This window comes from Geoanaerobacter pelophilus (assembly GCF_018476885.1).
Classification (GTDB): domain Bacteria; phylum Desulfobacterota; class Desulfuromonadia; order Geobacterales; family DSM-12255; genus Geoanaerobacter; species Geoanaerobacter pelophilus.
This window is the reverse complement of the sequence record NZ_JAHCVJ010000003.1, coordinates 453,209-471,857: the sequence shown is the minus strand read 5'-3', so window position 1 is coordinate 471,857 and position 18,649 is coordinate 453,209. Positions and strand designations below refer to the sequence as shown.

Sequence of the window (18,649 nt, the reverse complement as noted above, 5' to 3'; positions counted from 1 at the left end):
GGAGGCGTACTCAATAGTACGCCGCACAAGACGTTTCGCAGAGCAACACCGCGATTGCTGAAAAGTCGCATTTCTCATCTTCTCCTGCCGAGGTACAGCGCGCCAACCACGGCAAACAGCAACTGCATGGAGATGATCTCGATCGCTATCCCGTATTTGCGGAACAGTACGACGGAGAACTCCTTGATGCCGATTGTCGGTCCAGCGGGTGGGGCAATCATAAGCTTTGCAATGCAGGTAACTGCAGAAACGGCAATAATGCCGCCAAGCACCATGGCCGGGAGCCAGTGTCCGAGCCCCGGACGTGCCGCCTTCTCCGGGTGGCCGAGGTCGAGCATCATGATCACGAACAGGAACAGCACCATGACGGCGCCGGCGTAGATGATCACCTCGAATGCCGCGATCATCGGCGCTGCCAGGAGGAAGAAGATCGCGGCCAGCGAGAAGAACGAGGTCACCAGGTAGACGATGGCATGCACCGGATGCTTCTCAGTAATGGCGAAGATGGTGGCAATAACAGTTGCTGCTGCCAGGATGTAGAAAAGAAATTGTTCCATTATGTTCCTATTGGGTAACCTCAGGAATGCGATTTTTTCGCAAGGTCAAGGCGCTCAAGGAATGACGCGGAGACGTACATGAAAGTACGTCGCACAAGGAATCCCGCGAGCAACACAGAGATTGCGGAAAAGGCGCATTTCTAAGGCATCAACCCCCGCACATCCACCGGAGGATGCTCCTCCGCGCCGTCTCCTCGCGGCTGGGTCACGCCGATGCCGGCATGGCGGTAGAAATTGTACTCCGGTTCCTTGCCGCCGTGATCGACCAAAAGATCCTCTTTCTCATACACCAGATCCATGATGTCCCGCTTGCAGATCTCGAAGTCAGGCGTCATCTGGATCGCCATGGTCGGGCACGCTTCGGCGCACAGGCCGCAGAAGATGCAGCGGGAGAAGTTGATCCGGAACCAGGCCGCATAACGCCGCCCGTTTTCTGCCTCCGCCGCCTGCATTGAGATGCAGTCCACCGGGCAGGCAGCGGAGCAGAGGTAACAGGCCACGCACCGCTCGCCGCCGTCCGGGTCGCGGGTGAGGATGATCCTTGCCCGGTAGCGAGGGGAGGGGGTCCGCTTCTCCTCCGGGTACTGGATGGTGACCGGCCGCCGGAAGATATGCTTCCAGGTGGTCCACATCCCGATGAGGATGGCGGTTATGTCGTTGATAACTCTCATAATTATTATGGTTATTATTCGTGTTGGCTGGCGTGACGGGCGAATCCGGTAGCCGATAACCGTTAGCCCCATGTAAAAGTGTACCGCACGAGCGGGAGGGGTCAAATTTCATGCGGTGGTTGGCTCTTTCCTCGCAGCAGGATGCGTTGAGACAAACTGCCGCAAAACCCAGACAGCGCTGATCTTTTATTGAAGATTTTAATTTACAGGTTGTCAAAGTGATGTATATTTTTGCGGAGATCCGCTGGGGAAGGCCACGAAGATTATCGAGGGAGCGGGTTAAGGGTAACGACATGGTGCCGGCATCGGCAGCTTGGTATTGAGCGCAAAGCTTTACTGCCGATACGTGTCATCCCGTTGGAAGAGAACATTGAAACTGCAAATATTACCGATAAGTAACTACCATGATTACTTATATCGGGAAACCTACTAACAACGAGTTGAACAAAAAAGAAAAGGAAAAGACATGCAGGGTAATTGTTTGCCACTAAAGGAACAGAAGGAAACATTTGTTCAGGATATGTTCAATGCCATTGCAGGACGTTATGACTTGATGAATATCGTTATGTCTTTCGGTCTGGACAGGGCTTGGAGAAGGTTCACGACACAGCGTGCCGACCTCAAGCCAGGTGGCCATGGACTCGATATCTGTTGTGGTACGGGGATGCTTACCATTGAGCTAGCCAAGGCTACCGGGCCAGCAGGAAAAGTCACGGGAATGGATTTCTCGGAGAAAATGTTAGCCGTGGCTCGGGAAAATGTTCAAAACAATAAACTGAGTAGCACCATACAGCTCTTCCAAGGTAATGCAATGAAACTTGCCTTTGAAGATGACACTTTCGATTGCGTTACCGTGGCGTGGGGACTTCGAAACGTGCCTGACATTGAAATAGCCCTCAGGGAAATGGTGCGGGTGGTCAAACCTGGCGGTAAGGTCGTTTCCCTGGATATGGGGCATCCAAGTGTTCCAGTATTCAGGCAATTGTACTGGTTTTGGTTCGAAAGGATGATCCCATTCATGGGAAGATTTTGGTGCAACAACAAGAAAGCCTACGCGTACCTCCATGATTCAGCCAGAGTTTTTCCACATCAGCAGGAATTGGTAAGAATATTCACCCAGTATGGGCTTACAAGTACCACTTATCACAATTTAGCAGGAGGTGTTGTAGCTGTTGTTGAGGGGAAAAAACCGCAGGGGAAATGAGGCGGAATATATCGGAAAAGCCAACGTTCAACAAAGCGTCAGACCGGCCAAGGCCGGTCAACTCTCAACCGTTGGCAAATGAGAAGGATGAATTAAAAAATGGATGAAATCACCATAAAAATCGGAGGAGTCCTTTCTGCCCTCCTAGGTATTGGCCATTGTCTTTTTTATCGCGGTTTTGGCTGGTATGAAGATTTTGAAAAAACCAGACTGATTACGGCAAAAGTTCTATACACAATCCATTTATTCCTGACCCCGATGTTCTTCTTCTTTTCGTATATGTCTTTATTCCATACAAAGGAACTTACAGGAGCTACGCCACTAGGTTTTGCAGTTACTGCATTTTATTCTGTTTTTTGGCTTCTTCGCGGACTATGGCAGATAGTTTATTTCAGACCATCGCAAATCAAAGGGTTTGAGAAGTTATTGCCATTGCACTATTTCTTGATTATATATTTTGTTTTTTTGTGGTCGGCATATACATTGCCGATATTGCGCCGTTTTCTATAGAAAATTGAGGGGTAGCAACTTGCCTTTCAACTCATTCGAGAAGGCGATATTGCCAACCATCGGCGGCAGCGGTGAACCCGCTACGCCTCACAACCGTTATGCGGAAAAAGGAATGACTTGTGCCGAATCTTTCATTCTCGGAAAAACAAACGAAAGACCTCAATTGTGGTGCATTTGGCTTGACCGCTATATGTAACGCATTTGGCTTACTACCCACCAAAAACATCGTCGAGCTTCGCCATTGCGACAGAATCGCGGTCTTAGCCCCAAGTTTAACGTTAACCGAGGTCGCGGAAGAAATATATAGAGTTACTGGCGATCTCATGCCTACAGGTGGATATTCACAGGAAGGTGAATATTTAAACTCTGCTTCTGCGATATCCTACGTTGCGAAGCAGTTGGGGTTACGAGTTACCCTTAATGCCTCAGAGAAAATCATAATTGATCTTGAAAAGGTATTTCCGGGTGAGCTTATGTATTGTGCTGAAGTGGCAAACCAAATGTTTATAAATAATGATGTGTATGACCTCCCATCCCCTGATGAGTGCCAATTAGTGGTGGTTGCGACTTTTGACAATAGCTATCATTGGCTAGCTGTGGGTAGTAATGGTGTCATTTACGATCCTGCAACAGGAAAAGCTCACTGTAACTGGGCTGAACTAACTGCCACCTATGAACGATTATCTGTCTGGCTGTCATTTTCGCTAACGCAAGAAAATGCATAACTAGATGGATTTACAGTGAAAAAACTTCCCGTAATCCTTGAGCTAGCCTGAAAGAAAGGAAGCCCCCTTTGGACAAAAAGCTTCGTGATGTGCTGCTCTCAATGCAAAAAGAAGATCAGAAAACACTGCAGGAGTTGATCAATATTGGCGAATTGGGTACGGTCGAATACCATCCAAAAATTAAGGAAGTCCACGAGCGAAATAATAAGCGCATAAAGGAAATCATCGGGCAACACGGATGGCCAGGGATTAGTCTGGTAGGCAAGGAAGCTGCCGAGGCTGCTTGGCTCGTCGTCCAGCATGCGGTACTTGACACTGTGTTTATGGAGTCATGCTTGGCACTACTCACAGAGGCTGTTAAAAGGGGCGAAGCAGAAGGTAGCCACTTTGCCTACCTACAAGACAGAGTTCTCACTATGTCTGGCAGACCTCAAATTTATGGAACGCAGCATCATATCGATGAAAACGGTACTGCCTTTCCATTGCCGATAGAGAATCCTGTAGAAGTTGACAACTTGCGAAGAGAAATTGGATTGGGCACTTTAGACGAAGCGACGGCGCGCATACAGGAAAGGGAGAATGCTATCCGCCGAAATCGCAAGGCTAACCAGGCCGTGGAGCGGTGAACCCGCTCAGCGGCAATGCCGTTGGATGGGAGTGCATGGAGCAATACATTAATACCTGGAGGATGAATGCAATCTAGTGACGTCATAAAGTTTTGTCTCATGACCTTTGGTATATTGTTTGGAATCACTGGAATATCCGTTGCTCAAACACAATCAAACACTCGAACTTGCGTCGTTAATGAAGCAACAAATGCTGGAGGATACACCTACATAGGGTGTCAAGAAGGGTCAAGTCAAATTTGGTTAGGCACACCGCAGACTAACGTTCAAAATGGTGAGCAGATATCATTCCCTGATACCCCTCCTATGGTTAATTTTATTTCAAAATCGATGGGGCGTACCTTTTCACGGATTTCATTTATCCCCGGCATTACTCGTGCTGGCTACTTGGCTTCAGATTCTAATTCCGATTCTCCATCAAATAACAACACAGCTACACCTTACAATGACACATATTCTGGAATAGACGATAATGGTGCTGTCGTGTTCACAGACGATCCTTCCAAAGTACCAAATAATTTATCAAAAGTTAAAAATATAAAACAGATAAAACATAAAAATAATACAAAAAAGCAAGATGGTGTTAAGTCTGAATTTGAATTCTTGCTAACTTCAGCAAACATGGAAGATAGTATTAAAATTAATGATAAACTTACTATCAACAGAAACGTGATTGATTCAAAACAAAAAGACATTGTTGCATATAAATTTAGAGATGATCCTAGTAAAACATTTATTGGCAGAATAATTGGATTGCCTGGCTCCACTGTAAAGATGGTTAACAAGATAGTTTATATTAATAATGTAAAATATGAAGAACTCGAATACGCAGCACATAAAGAAAAAGACATTATATCAGATGCATTGAACCCAAGAGATAACAATGGACCATTTATCTTAGCAGATGATGAATATTATATTTTAGGAGACAACAGAGACCGAAGCTATGATTGTAGATTCTGGGGTGAAGGCGCAGTAAAAAAATATGAGATTGTGGGAAAAGTCGTCAGGATTAAAGGGAAAAAGTAGTGGCTGGCAAAATTATGCATCAATGCTGGATTGTCAACGGAATCTGTTTCGGATGGGTACCATCATCGCCAGCCACTCTCAGAGCTCAGTCAAAAACCACCCGGTTGCGGCCTGTCTGCTTCCCTGAATAAAGCAGCTTGTCAACGCGCTTCAGAAGAGCCTCTATAGTGTCGTCCGGCCTAATTCTGCTCCCCCCCATGGTCATAGTCACCTTCAACTGCTCGCCGTTGTGCTGCAAGTAGGAACTTTCCACCAATACCCGCAACTTTTCTCCCACCATCCGGAACTGCTCTTCGTCCACATAACGGATCAAAATCAGAAACTCCTCCCCACCCCAGCGGCCGGCCATATCATAGGGGCGCATGTTTCCTTCGAGTGTTCTTGAGACAAGCTGCAGTACCTTGTCTCCCAGGTCATGACCGTAGGTGTCGTTGAATTGCTTGAAATGGTCCACATCGGCAAACAACAGGCCGAAATGCATCTGATGCTCGTGAAACTCACCCAGGCTAGATTTCAGGACCATCTCGAGATAGCGGCGGTTGGGGAGGCCGGTCAACTGGTCAATGAGAGCCGCTTTCTTGAGCTCTGCCAGCAACTGCTCATCCACATCGCGCCGGGGGTTTTCCCAGAAGACCTCTACCGCGCCTGCTGGTTGACCGAAAGCGTCGCTGATAGTCGAGACGCTTACACTCACCGGAATCCGTTGCCCGTTCTTGTGATGCAGAAACACCTGGTCATTCTTGTGGCCGCAGTTCTCACGCATGGTGGCCACCAGAGGGCAGCTGTTTATACAGAGTTCTTTGCCGCACTCATCAATATGCACCAGGATATTGTCGGAACATGAGCTGCCCATGACCTCTTGGGCGCTGTAACCGGTGATCCGCTCCGCCCCCTTGTTCCAGAAGGTAATCTTCCGCCTCTGGTCAACGAAATAAACCCCCTCGTACATGCCTTCAACAATACTCTTGTATAGTTCGGTTTCATTCATGGGTGGGTGTTCCCTTCGCAAAAGAGGGTAGATTATTGACCATTTGCTCGACTATTTGTTTCTCCCATGTTTTCCCTCTGTCACATTCTCAAGACCAGCCACCAGCCGGTGACCAGAATGTTGAGCAGCGCCAGCGGGGTCAGGACCTTCCAGCCGAAATGCATCAGCTGGTCGTAGCGGAGCCGGGGCATGGTGCCACGAATCCAGATGAAGAGAAAAGCGAAGGCAAATACCTTGCCCCAGAACCAGACCAGCGGCGGCAGGAGCGGACCGTGCCAGCCGCCGAGGAAGAAGGTTGCCGCCAGGCCACCCAGTACGACGATGTTGATGTACTCGCCAACAAAGAACAGTCCGAAGCGCATCCCCGAGTATTCGGTATGGAATCCGGCCACCAGCTCCCCCTCGGCCTCCGGGATATCAAAGGGAATCCGCTTGCACTCGGCCAGGATGCTCACCAGGAAGATGATGAATGCCAGCGGCTGGTAGACGATGAACCAGCAGCCGGCCTGGGCATTGACGATCTCCGACAGGGTGAAGGAACGGGTCAGCATCACCACCGGCACCAGGGACAGTCCCATGGAGAGTTCATAGGAGATCAACTGGGCCAGTCCGCGAATGCTCCCGAGCAGGGCATATTTGGAGTTGGAGGCCCAGCCGCCGAGGGCCACGCCATAGACCGCTATCGAGGACAACGCCATGAAGACCAGGAGGCCGATGTTCAGGTCAACGATCTGCAGGTTCACCTCATGCCCCAGGATAATCAGCGGCGCGCCGAACGGGACTATTGCCAGGGTCATGATCGCCGGGATGGCGGCCATGGCAGGCGCCAGGTAGAAGATCCATTTGTCGGCCCCGACCGGTCGGAAATCCTCCTTGGTGAGCAGCTTGATCAGGTCGGCCAGCGGTTGCAGCAGGCCGAACGGCCCGACCCGGTTCGGTCCCTTCCGGTCCTGGATCCAGGCCAGCAGCTTGCGCTCGGCAAAGACCAGGTAGGCGGCCAGCGTCAGGATCACGAACAGCACCAGGCCGATCTTGGCCAGGATAATCGCCATGTCGATGGTAAGCATGGTCATGGCTGCACCACCCGTACCCCATCACCCTCCGGATCGAGATCAGCGGCAAACTGCCAGCGCCCGGAAAGCGGCTGGATTGCCGGCTCTCCGGCAATTTGTGCAAATATCCCGGCGATGATCTCCGCAGTCGGGCGGGGGAGGCTGCCGGGTGCTTCATTGCCATGGAGCCGGGGCGGATGCCCGGCAGGGTCAAGTCCCTTGATCGGCAGGCCGGGGCGCATCACCTGCCGGAACCGCTGCGCTCGACCCTCGTTGTTGATGAAGGTGCCGTCCATCTCCACCCAGGGGGTGATGGGGAGGAAGATCCCGGCACGGGAAACAGCAGGAGACGGGCGCCAGTCAGCTACTGCCAGCAGTTGGATATCGGTTGGCAGCCGATCAGGGGTTTCTGGTTCAAAGCTGATGATCCCCTTGATGCTACCTCCCGCGATAGCCTCTTCCAGCGGCAGCGTGCCGTGCTCTTGCGCCAGCAACGCCGTGGCAAAACTGTTTGGTCCGGGGAGTAGCATGGCAACCTTGATCCCTTGGGCTGACTCAAGCAGCGGCTGCAGCCGGTCTGAATCGCTGGCAGTGCCGATAACCACCGGCTGTTTTGCCGTAGCGAATGGAATTTCGTCAAACAACCCGGCACAGGCGTACTCGAACGGCAACCGGCTGGTCGGCGCATTGACTAGGAAGACCTTTGCCCCGCGCCGCCACGCCTGGCGGACGGCCAGCGCCATCATCGGCCCGGCGTCGAGCAGGTCGCAGCCGGCAATGACGATGCAGTCGGCCTGGCCTACATCGTTCATGGAGGCGGCACGCTCACCGGATACCAGTTGCGTCGCGGCAACAGCCTGTGTCTGCTCCGTTGACCCGATGTGATAGCAGAGCGTTGCCCCGAGCAGGCTGGCCAGCTGTGCCAGCAGCAGGTTTCCCTCCAGGGTCATTCGGGGAGAGCCGAGCAGGGCGATACTGTCGGGGCCGTGCAGTTCCTGAACCTCATTGATCCGCAGCAGCAGGTCGTCGATCGCCTCGTCCCAGGACGCCTGCCGCCCATCCACCAGCGGGGTGCGGGGCCGGTTCGGGGCATTGACGCCGTCAGCGCCGAACCGGCCCCGGTCGCAGATGAACCAGCCGTTGACCTGGTCGTTTCTCCTGGAAACGATCTTCAATAGCTCCCGGTAGCGGGCCACCGGCATGGTGTTGCACCCGAGCGAGCAGTGGGGGCAGATCGACGGTGCCATGTCGTAATCCCAGTAGCGGGCGCGAAAGCGGGCGGTCTTGTCGGTAAAAACCCCGGTCGGGCAGATATCCACCAGGTTGCCGGAAAATGGAGATGCCAGCGGACCATCGCTGAACCTGCCGAAATAGACCCTGGCTGCGCTCCCCATGACCCCGAAGTCGTCCCCTCCGGCAAATTCCTGGTAAAAACGGGCGCAGCGGTAGCACTGGATGCAACGGTTCATCTCGTGCTCGATATGCGGCCCGAGCTCCTGGTTCCGGTGGGTCCGTTTACTACCGGTGTAGCGCCTAATGGAGTGGCCGCCGGCGATGGTGTAGTCCTGAAGCAGGCATTCCCCTCCTTCGTCGCATACCGGGCAGTCATGGGGGTGGTTGATCATCAGCCACTCGATGACCTGGCGCCGCATGGCAACCGCTTCCTCATCGGTCGTGGAAACCACCATGCCGTCTGCGGCCGGGAGCATGCACGACATCTGGATCCCCTTGACCGGCCCGTCCAGCAGCTTCACGGCGCAGACTCGGCAGGCGCCCGCCTTGCCCAGCGCCGGATGGTAGCAGAAGTGGGGAATCCAGATGCCGACGCTCTTGGCCGCCTCCAGAATGCTGGTGCCGTCCGTTACCGTGACCGGAATATGATCGATGGTCAGTTTCGCCATTTTCTCTTCTGTTTTTTGCTTGTCAGGGAGTGGCTCATGCCGCTCTTGTTGTTGGTTTTTTCTTCGTACATCCGTTTGTCGGCGAGTTTCAGCGCTTCGTTCATGCCTCCCTGCTGTTCTGCAGTGGCCAGTCCATAGGATATGAATACCTGCAGGTCGCTGGTCTCGCGATGGAGCGCTTCCTTTTTCCTGATCCTGCTCAACACCAGCTCTGCCTCGTCGTTTCTGGTAAACGGCAGGATAACGGCAAACTCGTCGCCACCGATTCGGGCGGCGACATCGTCAGCCCTGATTCCGGAACGGATGATCTCAGCAGCGGCAAGAATCAGGAGGTCGCCGGACTCGTGGCCCAGGGAATCGTTCACCTGCTTCAAACCGTTCAGGTCGGCGACGATGATGCTTGACGGGATCTGGCGGCTGCGGTCCAGCCGGGCCAGCTCTTCGTTGAAGTAGAGCCGGTTGTAAAGGCCGGTCATCGGGTCGTGATTGCTCAGGTAACGGAGCATATCCTCAATGGACTGTTTCTGCCGCAGCGCTTCGATCATTTTATTGAACGAAGTGGAAAGCTCACCCAGGAAATCGACTTGCTGTTCGAGATTGCCGGCTGCTATCTGGCTGGTTTGCCAGACCAGGTGGCGCAAGCTGGCATGCAACTGTTTGAACGGGGAAATGAGCTGATTTCGCGGGGGCGGGTCGATCTCCAGGTTGCCGTTGGCCAGGGCGGCGAGAAAGGTGGCAGCCTCCTGCTGTGCGCTAATTAACCGGTTGCAGGCGTGACAAAGCTCCATTGCTTCAGGCGATACCTTGTCCGGGATCTCGACCGACGCCGGGGTTTCTCCGCAGAGCAGCGCTTCGATCTTCTCCCGGCAACATTTGATGATGTCGGCGTTATTTGCCATCAGCACCATCCGCAGTGGCAAGAGTTACGCTAAAGCGGCAGGTCCGCTCGCCGGTTGCCCAGCAGTCAACCTCTTTGGCCTCAAAGGCCTTTCCAGTATATCTGCCGAGCACGCCGGCAATAAATCCTTCGTCATATTCGCAGACCGTGTGTCCGACTACCGGCAGACCGGAGCAGTCCAGGTCCTCACCTACCGTAAGGGTGAAATTCAGCTTTTCCATGTCGGCTTTTTCAATGCGCAGAATGCCGACCCCCATTTCCCGCAGCTTTTCCTGCAGTTCGGCAACAAACCCGTTGAAATCCTGGTCACTGTTCAGCACGTTCGCGCAAAACTCTTCTCCGGCACGCAATCCGGCGCTGCGCAGCAGGTCTGATGCCTCGTCATGACCGTATCTGGCGCAGATCGCCTCCCTGAGGGTGTACTGCATCAGCCGGTACACGGCAAGGTGCATCATCGGGCCGAGATGCGGCCTCCCCAAGGCAATGTCGCCGACCTGTTTCCAGTTGAAACGGCAGCAGCTGTCAGTTCCCATAAACTCCTCCCGGTCTGTGTTGCTGGATTGGGCACCGTTTTTTGATAATGTGCTCCCTGACCTCTTCCTCGAAATGCCGCAACAGCCCCTCCACCGGCCCCATGGCTCCAGGGGCAAGGGGACAGAAGGCGTAGTTGAGATACTTCAGATGCTCAGTCAATATCTCGATATGCTCCTCGCTCCCGTTGCCGCTCTCGATCGTCTCCAGCAAGTGGACCACGTATGGCAGCCCTTCGCGGCAGGGGGTGCACCAGCCGCACGACTCGCGGGCATAGAACCGGACCAGGTTGAGTGTTGCCGCCACCATGCAGGTCGATTGGTCGAAGACCACGATGCCGCCGGTGCCGAGCCGCGACCCGGCCCGAGCCACGCTGTCGAAATCGAGCGGCAGGTTCCAGTGGTCAGGGGTGAGAAACGGTGTCGATGCCCCGCCCGGGAGGCAGGCCTTGAAGCTGCTGCCGTCGCGCATGCCGCCGCAGTGGCTGTCGATTATCTCCCCGAGCGTGGTGCCGAGCGGCAGCTCCAGGCAGGCCGGGTCCTTTACATGGCCGCTGACGCAGAACAGTTTCATGCCGGCAGCCTCGGGAATCTTGGCCAGACCTTTGAACCAGTCGGGCCCATGGGCGATGATGTACGGGATGTTGGCCAGGGTCTCCACGTTGTTGACCACAGTCGGCCGGCCCCACAAACCTTTGATCGCGGGGAAGGGGGGCTTAGCCCGCGGATTGGCCCGTTTCCCTTCCAGGGCGTTCATCAGCGCGGTCTCTTCGCCGCAGATATAGCGCCCGGCCGACTGGTGAACCTCCAGTTTCAGCGAGAAGCCGGATCCGCAGATGTTTTCGCCGAGCAGGCCGGCAGCAGTCACCTCGCCAATGGCCCGCCTGACATTGTCTGCTCCCTGTTCGTAACCGCGGCGGATGAAGACAAAGGCATGGTTAACGCCGAGGCTATAGGCGGTCAGGATCATCCCCTCCACCAGCGAATAGGGGTTGGCCTCCAGCAGCAGTCGGTCCTTGTAGGTGCCGGGCTCCATCTCGTCGCAGTTGCAGATGAGAAAACGCCCCGGCAGGTCGCGCGGCACGAACGACCATTTCTTGCCGGTGGGGAAGCCGGCGCCGCCGCGACCGCGTAGACCGGAGTCGATCACCGTCTGCTGCACTTCAGCGGGCGACATCCCGGTCAGCGCCTTCTTGAGTGCCTCGAATCCCCCTTCGTCCCGGTATTCGTCGAAAGTGATGCAGCGGCCGGGCCGGTTATGACGAAAAAGCACCTGTTCCATTATTCGATCAGCTCTTTCAACACCACGGCATTATTGTGTGCCTCGTCCCTGGCAGCGTAGAGCAGGGTCACGGTCTCTTTTTGCGCAAGATTTTGCAGCCGCGTCAGTATCTCTTTGTGCCCAGTCAGCTCCTGGAGGTAGCGAATCCGGAATTCTTCCCACCGGGCCGGGTCATGGCCGAACCACTGCCGCAGCTCATTGCTCGGTGCGATCTCCTTGCACCACTCGTCAAATCGCGCGCTTTCCTTGGCCACTCCCCGCGGCCAGAGCCGGTCCACCAGGATACGGACGCCGTCTGCCGCTTCCGGCTGCTCATAGACCCGCTTGATCCTGATCATGGTTATTCCCTCGTTGCCGCGACATCCGGCTCAATCAAAGGTCCTGATGATGTATTCGGCAATGGCCCTCGCATCCGCGTCGGAAAGCTGTTTTGCCGTAAAGCTCGGCATCCCCTGACCGCCGCGGCGCATCTTGGCCACCAGGTCCTTGGGGGTCTTTAGCCCGTTGGCTTCGCGGTACAGGCGAAACAACGGCCTGCTCGGATATACCGCGTTTGTCCCCTGGTAATGGCAGCCGGAACAGTGCTGCTCGAACAGCGCTTTGCCGTCCGCTGCAGCTGCAGCGGTTGCCCACAATAAGCCTCCTGATGCCATTAGAACGGCTCCCGATGGCTTCATGTTCTCTCCTTTGCCACGATCTGCTCTGCCAACTCCGGTGTCACCCGATCGTAGATGGTGTCGCCGATCATAACGGTCGGCGCCTCCCTGCAGTTGCCGAGGCAGCAGCAGGGGAGGAGGGTGAAAGCGCCATCTTCGGTGGTCTCGCCCGGTTTTATCCCCAGGTACTTCGAAAAGTGGGCTATGAGCGCCTCTCCACCCATGGACCAGCAGGAGATGGAGTCGCAGACATGGATCACTCTTCTGCCCACCGGTCGGCGGTAGAGCATCTCGTAAAAGGTGGCCAGTTCATCCACCTGCAGGGTGGAGAGCCCGAGCAGTTCCGCCGCCTCAGCGACCGCCTCGTCGGTAAGCCAGCCGTAATGCGCCTGCAGCATCTTCAGCACATCCACCGCCGCCTCCCGCGGGGTGACAGCGTGGGATATACGTTGCTGCAGTTTGGATTTCAGGGTGTCAGGAATCATATCTAAAAACTATCATCAATTGGCAGATGAGCAACCGCTTAAGCCGCAAATGTTCTTCCTAAAGCACTCAGTTTGCTAACTAGCGGTTTTTTAAAATAGTATTTTCCGGTTGTAATAGGGGAAAGGGTGGTGTAAAAGGCGGATATGTCAGGATTATGGGCGGTTAATCTGTCTGTCTGCCCCCTGTGGGCGTTAACGCGCCGCGGCCCCCGTTAGGCAAATAATTCGAAATAAGAGGCAACTATGTCAGAGGAAAAGATAATTTGGGCGGACTGTAAAAGGTGTGCAAGAAAGACTCAGCATGAAGAAATGTACATTCATCACATTAGCGCTGATCCAGATGAGTATCCAGATGCTGAAACTTGGCAGGTAATAAGATGCCGTGGGTGCCTGAACATAGCTTTTAGATATCAATATGACGATTATTGCGACGTTCATGAGACAGATGACGGAAATTATGAACATACAACAACAGTATCATTGTTTCCAAAAACGATAAGAAATCATAAGAGGCTAGATTGTAGTTACTATATTCCTGATGTCATAAGAAACGTATACCAGCAGACGTTATCAGCATACGGTGAAGAAGCTTATATTTTAGCCAGTGTTGGTTTAAGAGCAACTATTGAGGCCACATGTAATCATCTAAAAATATCTGGTAATTCTCTAGAGAAAAGAATTGATCAATTATTTAAAGCTGGCCACGTATCTAATGGTGATAAGCGTCGCCTGCATGCAATTAGATTTCTTGGTAATGATGCTGCACATGAAATTCTCGAACCGAATGAGTCAGAGCTTAGAGTTGCTTTAGAAATTGTAGAGCATCTTCTGAATTCGGTCTTTATTTTAGAAAAAAAAGCAAAAAGGCTTGAAACAGTCATTGAGACCTATGATGAGTTTCTCAAAGCCCTTTCCTCAAGTGTAAAACAACTTAAGTTGGGCGAAACTATGAGTGTTGCGAATATATTAGGCAGAAAAAGACGTTTAGTAACGCAATCACTTACATCATTTGAGGCAAAACTTATCGATGATATTTCAGCTGGTAATATTGCGTACTTAAAGCTTGAAAAAATCGAGAAAATTGACGGTCGTGACATTCAGCTTTACACAATTGGAGAGGTTAGTAAGCCGCAAGTAAATGAAGAGGATGAATTCTCATTTTTATGATCCGGTAGTGTTTTAACACTTATGTCGTTAACCAAATTCTAAAGAGGCTAAGTGCAATGGGAGATGCTGCAAACGTATTCGTAGGATCACTAAATGTAGTGTTGGGAGCTTTATGTGGCTATGGTGGTGCATTCCTTCAAAGTCGACTAAACGAAAAGAATACGAAAAAGAAACTTCTAGCTGAAAAACTAGAGACGGCGTATGGCCTCTGCCAAGCAATATATGACGGACATAGGCGAGAGATGATAAATGCAAGACAGAACCTACCGGCCGACAAGGACACTTTTCTTAATAACCGCAACCATCCCGGGTCCGATGTAAGCCGGCTAAAAATGCTCATACGAAGCTATGCACCAGACCTAGTTCCACACCTGGAGACATTGGATGGTGGGCACACTCCGCTTAAAAATAACTTTATTGAATTAGAGAAGAAAGTCCTCTCTGGACACGGAATAACAGAAGGCGAAATACCCGGACTCTATCGTGAATGGGAAGGCTATCTTACTGTCCTTGGGCAGGGCACTAATAAAATAAAAGCAGGGATTGAACGTCAACTTAATGCTTTAGCAAAATGACATAACATGACACTTGAGGCGATTCGCTGATGCTCACGGCTCAGCGGCGAAGCCGTTCGCTCAATATTTATAATCCTCGAAGAATATCTTGACGATCTCCATTTTAGTAATTACAATGTGGCTACAAATAACTCCATTATTTAACGGAGGAAATCATATATGAGGACAAGCATTATTCGCATAGGCAATTCGCAAGGTATAAGAATCCCCAAGGTTCTCCTTCAGCAGAGCCACCTTGGAACTGAAGTTGAGCTTGATGTAGAGGATGAAAAGATCATCATCCGCTCAGCTTCACATCCCCGTCAAGGATGGGGAGAAAAATTCAAACTCATGGCTGAAAGCAGCGACGATAAGATCATCGACGACGATTTGAGCGTACAAACAGAGTGGGAAAAGGAAGAATGGCAATGGTAGTCAAACGCTTCGATGTCTATCTTGTCAATCTGGATCCAACCGTCGGCCATGAAATTCGCAAAGCCAGACCTTGTCTTATTATCTCTCCAGATGAAATGAACCGGTATGTTGCGACCGTAATAGTTGCCCCAATGACAACCAAGGGCAGGGATTATCCCACCCGAGTGTCTTGTTCTCTCCAAGGAAAAAATGGACAAGTGGTCCTTGACCAGATAAGAACCGTTGACAAGGCACGACTCGTTCAGAAACTCGGGAAAGCTGGCAAAAACACGCAGGAAGAGGTTTTATCTATTCTTGCTGAAATGTTTGCTCCATAGGTCTTGCCTTCCTTGACAAAAAAGGCCCTGCAAGTGTCATCCTTGCAAGGCCTTTTTTTTATCAACTTACCAACAACTAATCAGAGCAACTGTTGCAGCCGCTCTTTGGTCTCACTGCCGAGATAGTCCCACAAGCCCAGATACTGCAGAGTTTCCACGGCCGGGATGCCGTTCTCGCTCCAGCCGCGAGCGTCGTAGTAGACATCTACCAGGCGGCGCAGTTCGTTTTTGCGATGCTCCATCAGGATGGTGCGCTTCTCTGGCGTGGGCATCTTTTGTACCTCTTCGATCCCTTTGACCAGGATCGACGCCACTTCCCCGTCGTTATAGTCGGCTTCGGTCTCGTAGAGCGCGTCTTCCGTCGGACCGATCGCCCGGTCGGGTATCCAGTCGTAATCCCCGGTTGCGGCCCCGTATGTCATGACGTTCATGACCCGCTGCAGGTTGATGTCGCGGTCGGTCTGCTCGAAGATCTCCTCCCAGTCGAGGTCAGTGCCGAGGACGCCGTTGTAGAAATCGGCGTAGATCTCCTGGGATGCCGGGTTGATGTAGATGTCCGTACCGACCCGTTCGGCGGATGCGGGGTTGAAGACATCGACCCACGGCAGTTTGCAGACGCCCAGGTTGTCGTTCCCCAGCCGCACCCTCGGGTAGGCCATCAAAGCCTTGGCCTTGTCCTGGAATGACGGGAATGCGCCGAGGAGGTCGGCTTTTATGAGCCAGGCGGCGGCATGGTGGGCGCCGATGTCGCTTGCCGCGGCATAGGAGCCCTGCATGGAGAGTGACCGGTGGGTGCGGTAGAACGAGAAGGGAAGTCCCTTGGTCTGCATGGCGAACAGGGCGAGATCAGCCCTGGGATCCGTGCCGGTGCGTTCCTGGTATTTTCGGGCAACCCACTCTTCCAGTTCGAGCATCCCCTTGCCGGCGATCCGGGTAAGCTCGGTCTTGCCGCGGGCGAGCTGGTGGATGAACTCGAAGGATGCCGCTTCGTTGCCCCAGGTCAGTTCCAGTCCTTCGGTTTCCGCCGAGGTCAGGTAGCCTCGCTGGAAACACTCCATGAGAAACGCCATGATGGTGGCGGTGGTGATAGTGTCGATACCGTAGTTGTCGCAGTGCCAGTTGGCCTCCATGATGAACTCGGCGCTCCAGACATCGAGGTTGGAGCCGAAGCCGGCGGCAGTCTCGTATTCCGGGCCATCGACCCAGACTCTTTGTCCCTGGTGGGTTCCCGAGACCAGCGTCACCCAGCCGCCCTTGTTGCACTGCAGGTTGCAGCCGGGGAAGCAGCCATCCATGCCGCGGTGTTCGAACAGGTGTTCCGCGTAATGCTTGCCGCAGATCTGGACTGCCCGCGGGTCTGAGCCCCCCTGGAAATTCCTTACCGGCAGCGACTGGTATTCATGTTTGCTCATGAAGGTGATCAGCCCGACGCTACCCTTGCGGTGCATCTTCAACTGCTGGGGATCGACTTCCTTGACAATCTTGTGCAACCGCGCCCCGGCCTGTTTCACTTTGTCCCAGTCTGCCGCGCCGTACGGGTTTTCGCCGTGCGGGTATTCGGCCAGCACAATGATGGCGCTGACCCGCTTGGCGGCCATCACCGAGCCGATGCCGGTCCTGCCGGCCTGCTTGGTGCGGAACACCCCCCGACCGGTCGGGGTCGGCTTGGTGACATCGTAATAGTGGCTGTTGATGCAGCCGTAGCTGGTGTGGGCAGCACCGGTGCCGGTGGACATGAAGGCGATGTTACGCTTGTCGTAGCCGGCAGCGGTAAACCGCTCGGCAATATGCTTTTCCAGATCAAAGGATTCGTCGTCGGCCGGAGCGTCCTCGACCGTTACTTCGTGAGTGAACCCGTTGATAACGATCACGCTGTCGCGACCGGCTGTGCCGGTAACCTTGATGGCGTCGAAACCGGCGTATTTCAGGAACGCGCCAAAGTAGCCGCCGAAATTGGAGACCCCGGGGACTCCGGTCAACGGCGACAGGGCAACGGCCATGGCCTTGGCAGTGCCGGGGAATTGCGGAATCCCTCCCAGCGGGCCGTTGGCAAGGATAAGCGGGTTCGCGGGGTCGGTTGCCTTGGTCTCCAGCGTTATGGAGCGGTGCAGCAGGTAGAGGCCGAGACTGCGGCCGCCGATAAAGTAATCGCGCACCTGAGGGTCGAGCGGGGTGATGGCGATAGCGCTGTCGTTGAGGTCGATCTCCAGGATTCTGTTGGTATAGCCCCGGGTTATGGTTCCTTGTGTGTATTCCATAAGTGCGTTCCTTTGATTCGGGTAGTGATGATCAGTCAGCTGCTGCGTCAAGCTCGAAACGTTCCGGACAGGCGGCGATGCGAAAGCTATTGCCGCGAACATAGCCTGCCAGGCCGATATTGTGCCGGGTGCAGATCTCGACGGCCATATCGGTCGGGGAGGTGCGGGAGGCGATCAGGGCAACGCCGAGAGATGCCGCCTTGGATGCCATCTCAGCGGAGACCCGGCCGGAGGTGAGGAGCATGCTGCCGGTGAGGTCGATACCGGCAAAGAGCGCCTGCCCGGCGAGCCGGTCGATGGTGTTGTGGCGCCCGAGATCTTCAGCATGGAAGATAATCCGGTCGCCGTCACTGACCGCGGCGGAGTGGATGCCGCCATGGCGACAGTAGTGTTCGGCACGGTGCCCCATATCGTGCATCATGGCAAAGATCGCGGCTGGGGCAAAACGGACGTCCTTCGGAACCTCCCGAGCCGGGCCGGCATTGAGCGAGAAGCTGATGCCGGTTCCACAGCCTGAGGTCAGGACCGGCGTCAGCTGGTCGGGGATTTCACCGCGGATATGCACCCTGGCCTCGCCAAACTGGTCGCAGACACTAAACGTCTGGAAATCGCCCACTTCCCGGACAAACCCCTGGGTGCGCAGGAACCCTGCCACGAGAAACCGCAGATCATGCGGTGATGCGATCAGGGTTGCCAGCTCACGGCCGTTGACCGTCAACTTGAGAGGGTATTCCTTGGGAAAGTGATTATGGGTATCGGACAGGGTTCCGCCGCTGTATTTGAGCATGACGAAAAGAGAATACT

Annotated in this window: 22 protein-coding genes; 9 read left to right on the top strand and 13 right to left on the bottom strand. The window is 53.7% G+C overall.

From position 1 onward, the window contains the following. Positions 1 to 74 precede the first annotated feature (74 nt). A complete protein-coding gene (locus KI809_RS10300; protein WP_214171448.1) occupies positions 75 to 557 on the bottom strand; it encodes an NADH-quinone oxidoreductase subunit J family protein in 483 nt (160 codons plus the stop codon). 140 nt (positions 558 to 697) lie between these two features. Next, entirely contained in the window at positions 698 to 1,228 is a 531-nt protein-coding gene (gene nuoI, locus KI809_RS10295; protein ID WP_214171512.1) for an NADH-quinone oxidoreductase subunit NuoI, read from the bottom strand. 466 nt (positions 1,229 to 1,694) lie between these two features. Here nuoI and KI809_RS10290 point away from each other — a divergent pair, with 466 nt between their 5' ends. From KI809_RS10290 to lepB, 5 genes are all read left to right on the top strand, one after another. Further along, positions 1,695 to 2,432, top strand: coding sequence for a demethylmenaquinone methyltransferase (locus KI809_RS10290; protein ID WP_214171447.1), 738 nt, complete (start codon positions 1,695 to 1,697; stop codon positions 2,430 to 2,432). Positions 2,433 to 2,531: 99 nt separating this feature from the next. Beyond that, complete coding sequence (locus tag KI809_RS10285) at positions 2,532 to 2,942, top strand: hypothetical protein (protein ID WP_214171446.1); 411 nt, start codon at positions 2,532 to 2,534, stop codon at positions 2,940 to 2,942. Between the two features lie 119 nt (positions 2,943 to 3,061). After that, complete coding sequence (locus tag KI809_RS10280) at positions 3,062 to 3,667, top strand: T3SS effector IpaJ family cysteine protease (protein WP_214171445.1); 606 nt, start codon at positions 3,062 to 3,064, stop codon at positions 3,665 to 3,667. A 68-nt stretch (positions 3,668 to 3,735) separates the two neighbouring features. Then, positions 3,736 to 4,293 (top strand): DUF6624 domain-containing protein, encoded by a 558-nt coding sequence (locus KI809_RS10275; protein ID WP_214171444.1) that lies wholly within the window; start codon positions 3,736 to 3,738, stop codon positions 4,291 to 4,293. 66 nt (positions 4,294 to 4,359) lie between these two features. Next, a complete protein-coding gene (lepB, locus tag KI809_RS10270; RefSeq protein WP_214171443.1) occupies positions 4,360 to 5,322 on the top strand; it encodes a signal peptidase I in 963 nt (320 codons plus the stop codon). Positions 5,323 to 5,407: 85 nt separating this feature from the next. Here the strand turns inward: lepB and KI809_RS10265 are convergent, their stop codons facing one another. The 9 genes from KI809_RS10265 to nuoE form a co-directional block, all read right to left on the bottom strand. Continuing rightward, positions 5,408 to 6,310 carry a sensor domain-containing diguanylate cyclase gene (locus tag KI809_RS10265; protein ID WP_214171442.1) on the bottom strand — a complete coding sequence of 301 codons (903 nt, stop codon included), beginning with the start codon at positions 6,308 to 6,310 and terminating at the stop codon, positions 5,408 to 5,410. An 80-nt stretch (positions 6,311 to 6,390) separates the two neighbouring features. Next, the gene (nuoH, locus tag KI809_RS10260) at positions 6,391 to 7,383 is read right to left on the bottom strand and encodes an NADH-quinone oxidoreductase subunit NuoH (protein ID WP_214171441.1); all 993 of its coding nucleotides are present in this window, start codon (positions 7,381 to 7,383) and stop codon (positions 6,391 to 6,393) included. Then, the gene (locus tag KI809_RS10255; RefSeq protein WP_214171440.1) at positions 7,380 to 9,263 is read right to left on the bottom strand and encodes a molybdopterin-dependent oxidoreductase; all 1,884 of its coding nucleotides are present in this window, start codon (positions 9,261 to 9,263) and stop codon (positions 7,380 to 7,382) included. Before KI809_RS10255 ends, nuoH begins: the two co-directional genes overlap by 4 nt. Further along, entirely contained in the window at positions 9,251 to 10,162 is a 912-nt protein-coding gene (locus tag KI809_RS10250; RefSeq protein WP_214171439.1) for a GGDEF domain-containing protein, read from the bottom strand. Before KI809_RS10250 ends, KI809_RS10255 begins: the two co-directional genes overlap by 13 nt. Next, positions 10,152 to 10,694, bottom strand: a complete 543-nt coding sequence (locus tag KI809_RS10245) for a V4R domain-containing protein (protein ID WP_214171438.1) — start codon at positions 10,692 to 10,694, stop codon at positions 10,152 to 10,154. Before KI809_RS10245 ends, KI809_RS10250 begins: the two co-directional genes overlap by 11 nt. Continuing rightward, a complete protein-coding gene (gene nuoF, locus KI809_RS10240; RefSeq protein ID WP_214171437.1) occupies positions 10,684 to 11,973 on the bottom strand; it encodes an NADH-quinone oxidoreductase subunit NuoF in 1,290 nt (429 codons plus the stop codon). Before nuoF ends, KI809_RS10245 begins: the two co-directional genes overlap by 11 nt. After that, entirely contained in the window at positions 11,973 to 12,311 is a 339-nt protein-coding gene (locus tag KI809_RS10235) for a DUF488 domain-containing protein (RefSeq protein ID WP_214171436.1), read from the bottom strand. The genes nuoF and KI809_RS10235 overlap by 1 nt, the downstream gene beginning before the upstream one ends. 30 nt (positions 12,312 to 12,341) lie before the next feature. After that, positions 12,342 to 12,650 (bottom strand): c-type cytochrome, encoded by a 309-nt coding sequence (locus tag KI809_RS10230; RefSeq protein WP_214171435.1) that lies wholly within the window; start codon positions 12,648 to 12,650, stop codon positions 12,342 to 12,344. Beyond that, positions 12,647 to 13,114, bottom strand: a complete 468-nt coding sequence (gene nuoE / locus KI809_RS10225) for an NADH-quinone oxidoreductase subunit NuoE (RefSeq protein WP_214171434.1) — start codon at positions 13,112 to 13,114, stop codon at positions 12,647 to 12,649. Before nuoE ends, KI809_RS10230 begins: the two co-directional genes overlap by 4 nt. Positions 13,115 to 13,357: 243 nt before the next feature. Here nuoE and KI809_RS10220 point away from each other — a divergent pair, with 243 nt between their 5' ends. The 4 genes from KI809_RS10220 to KI809_RS10205 all read left to right on the top strand — a co-directional run bounded on the left by KI809_RS10220 (position 13,358) and on the right by KI809_RS10205 (position 15,587). Continuing rightward, complete coding sequence (locus KI809_RS10220; protein ID WP_214171433.1) at positions 13,358 to 14,281, top strand: DUF4145 domain-containing protein; 924 nt, start codon at positions 13,358 to 13,360, stop codon at positions 14,279 to 14,281. A gap of 56 nt (positions 14,282 to 14,337) precedes the next feature. Further along, the gene (locus KI809_RS10215) at positions 14,338 to 14,856 is read left to right on the top strand and encodes a hypothetical protein (RefSeq protein WP_214171432.1); all 519 of its coding nucleotides are present in this window, start codon (positions 14,338 to 14,340) and stop codon (positions 14,854 to 14,856) included. Positions 14,857 to 15,015: 159 nt separating this feature from the next. Next, positions 15,016 to 15,270 (top strand): AbrB/MazE/SpoVT family DNA-binding domain-containing protein, encoded by a 255-nt coding sequence (locus tag KI809_RS10210; protein WP_214171431.1) that lies wholly within the window; start codon positions 15,016 to 15,018, stop codon positions 15,268 to 15,270. Beyond that, complete coding sequence (locus KI809_RS10205) at positions 15,258 to 15,587, top strand: type II toxin-antitoxin system PemK/MazF family toxin (RefSeq protein WP_337833304.1); 330 nt, start codon at positions 15,258 to 15,260, stop codon at positions 15,585 to 15,587. Before KI809_RS10210 ends, KI809_RS10205 begins: the two co-directional genes overlap by 13 nt. A gap of 80 nt (positions 15,588 to 15,667) precedes the next feature. Here the strand turns inward: KI809_RS10205 and KI809_RS10200 are convergent, their stop codons facing one another. Together KI809_RS10200 and fdhD are read right to left on the bottom strand one after the other, a co-directional pair. Next, on the bottom strand, positions 15,668 to 17,845 hold the full coding sequence (locus KI809_RS10200) for an aldehyde ferredoxin oxidoreductase C-terminal domain-containing protein (RefSeq protein ID WP_214171429.1): 2,178 nt from the start codon (positions 17,843 to 17,845) through the stop codon (positions 15,668 to 15,670). A 31-nt stretch (positions 17,846 to 17,876) separates the two neighbouring features. Continuing rightward, complete coding sequence (fdhD, locus tag KI809_RS10195; protein WP_214171428.1) at positions 17,877 to 18,632, bottom strand: formate dehydrogenase accessory sulfurtransferase FdhD; 756 nt, start codon at positions 18,630 to 18,632, stop codon at positions 17,877 to 17,879. Positions 18,633 to 18,649 lie beyond the last annotated feature (17 nt).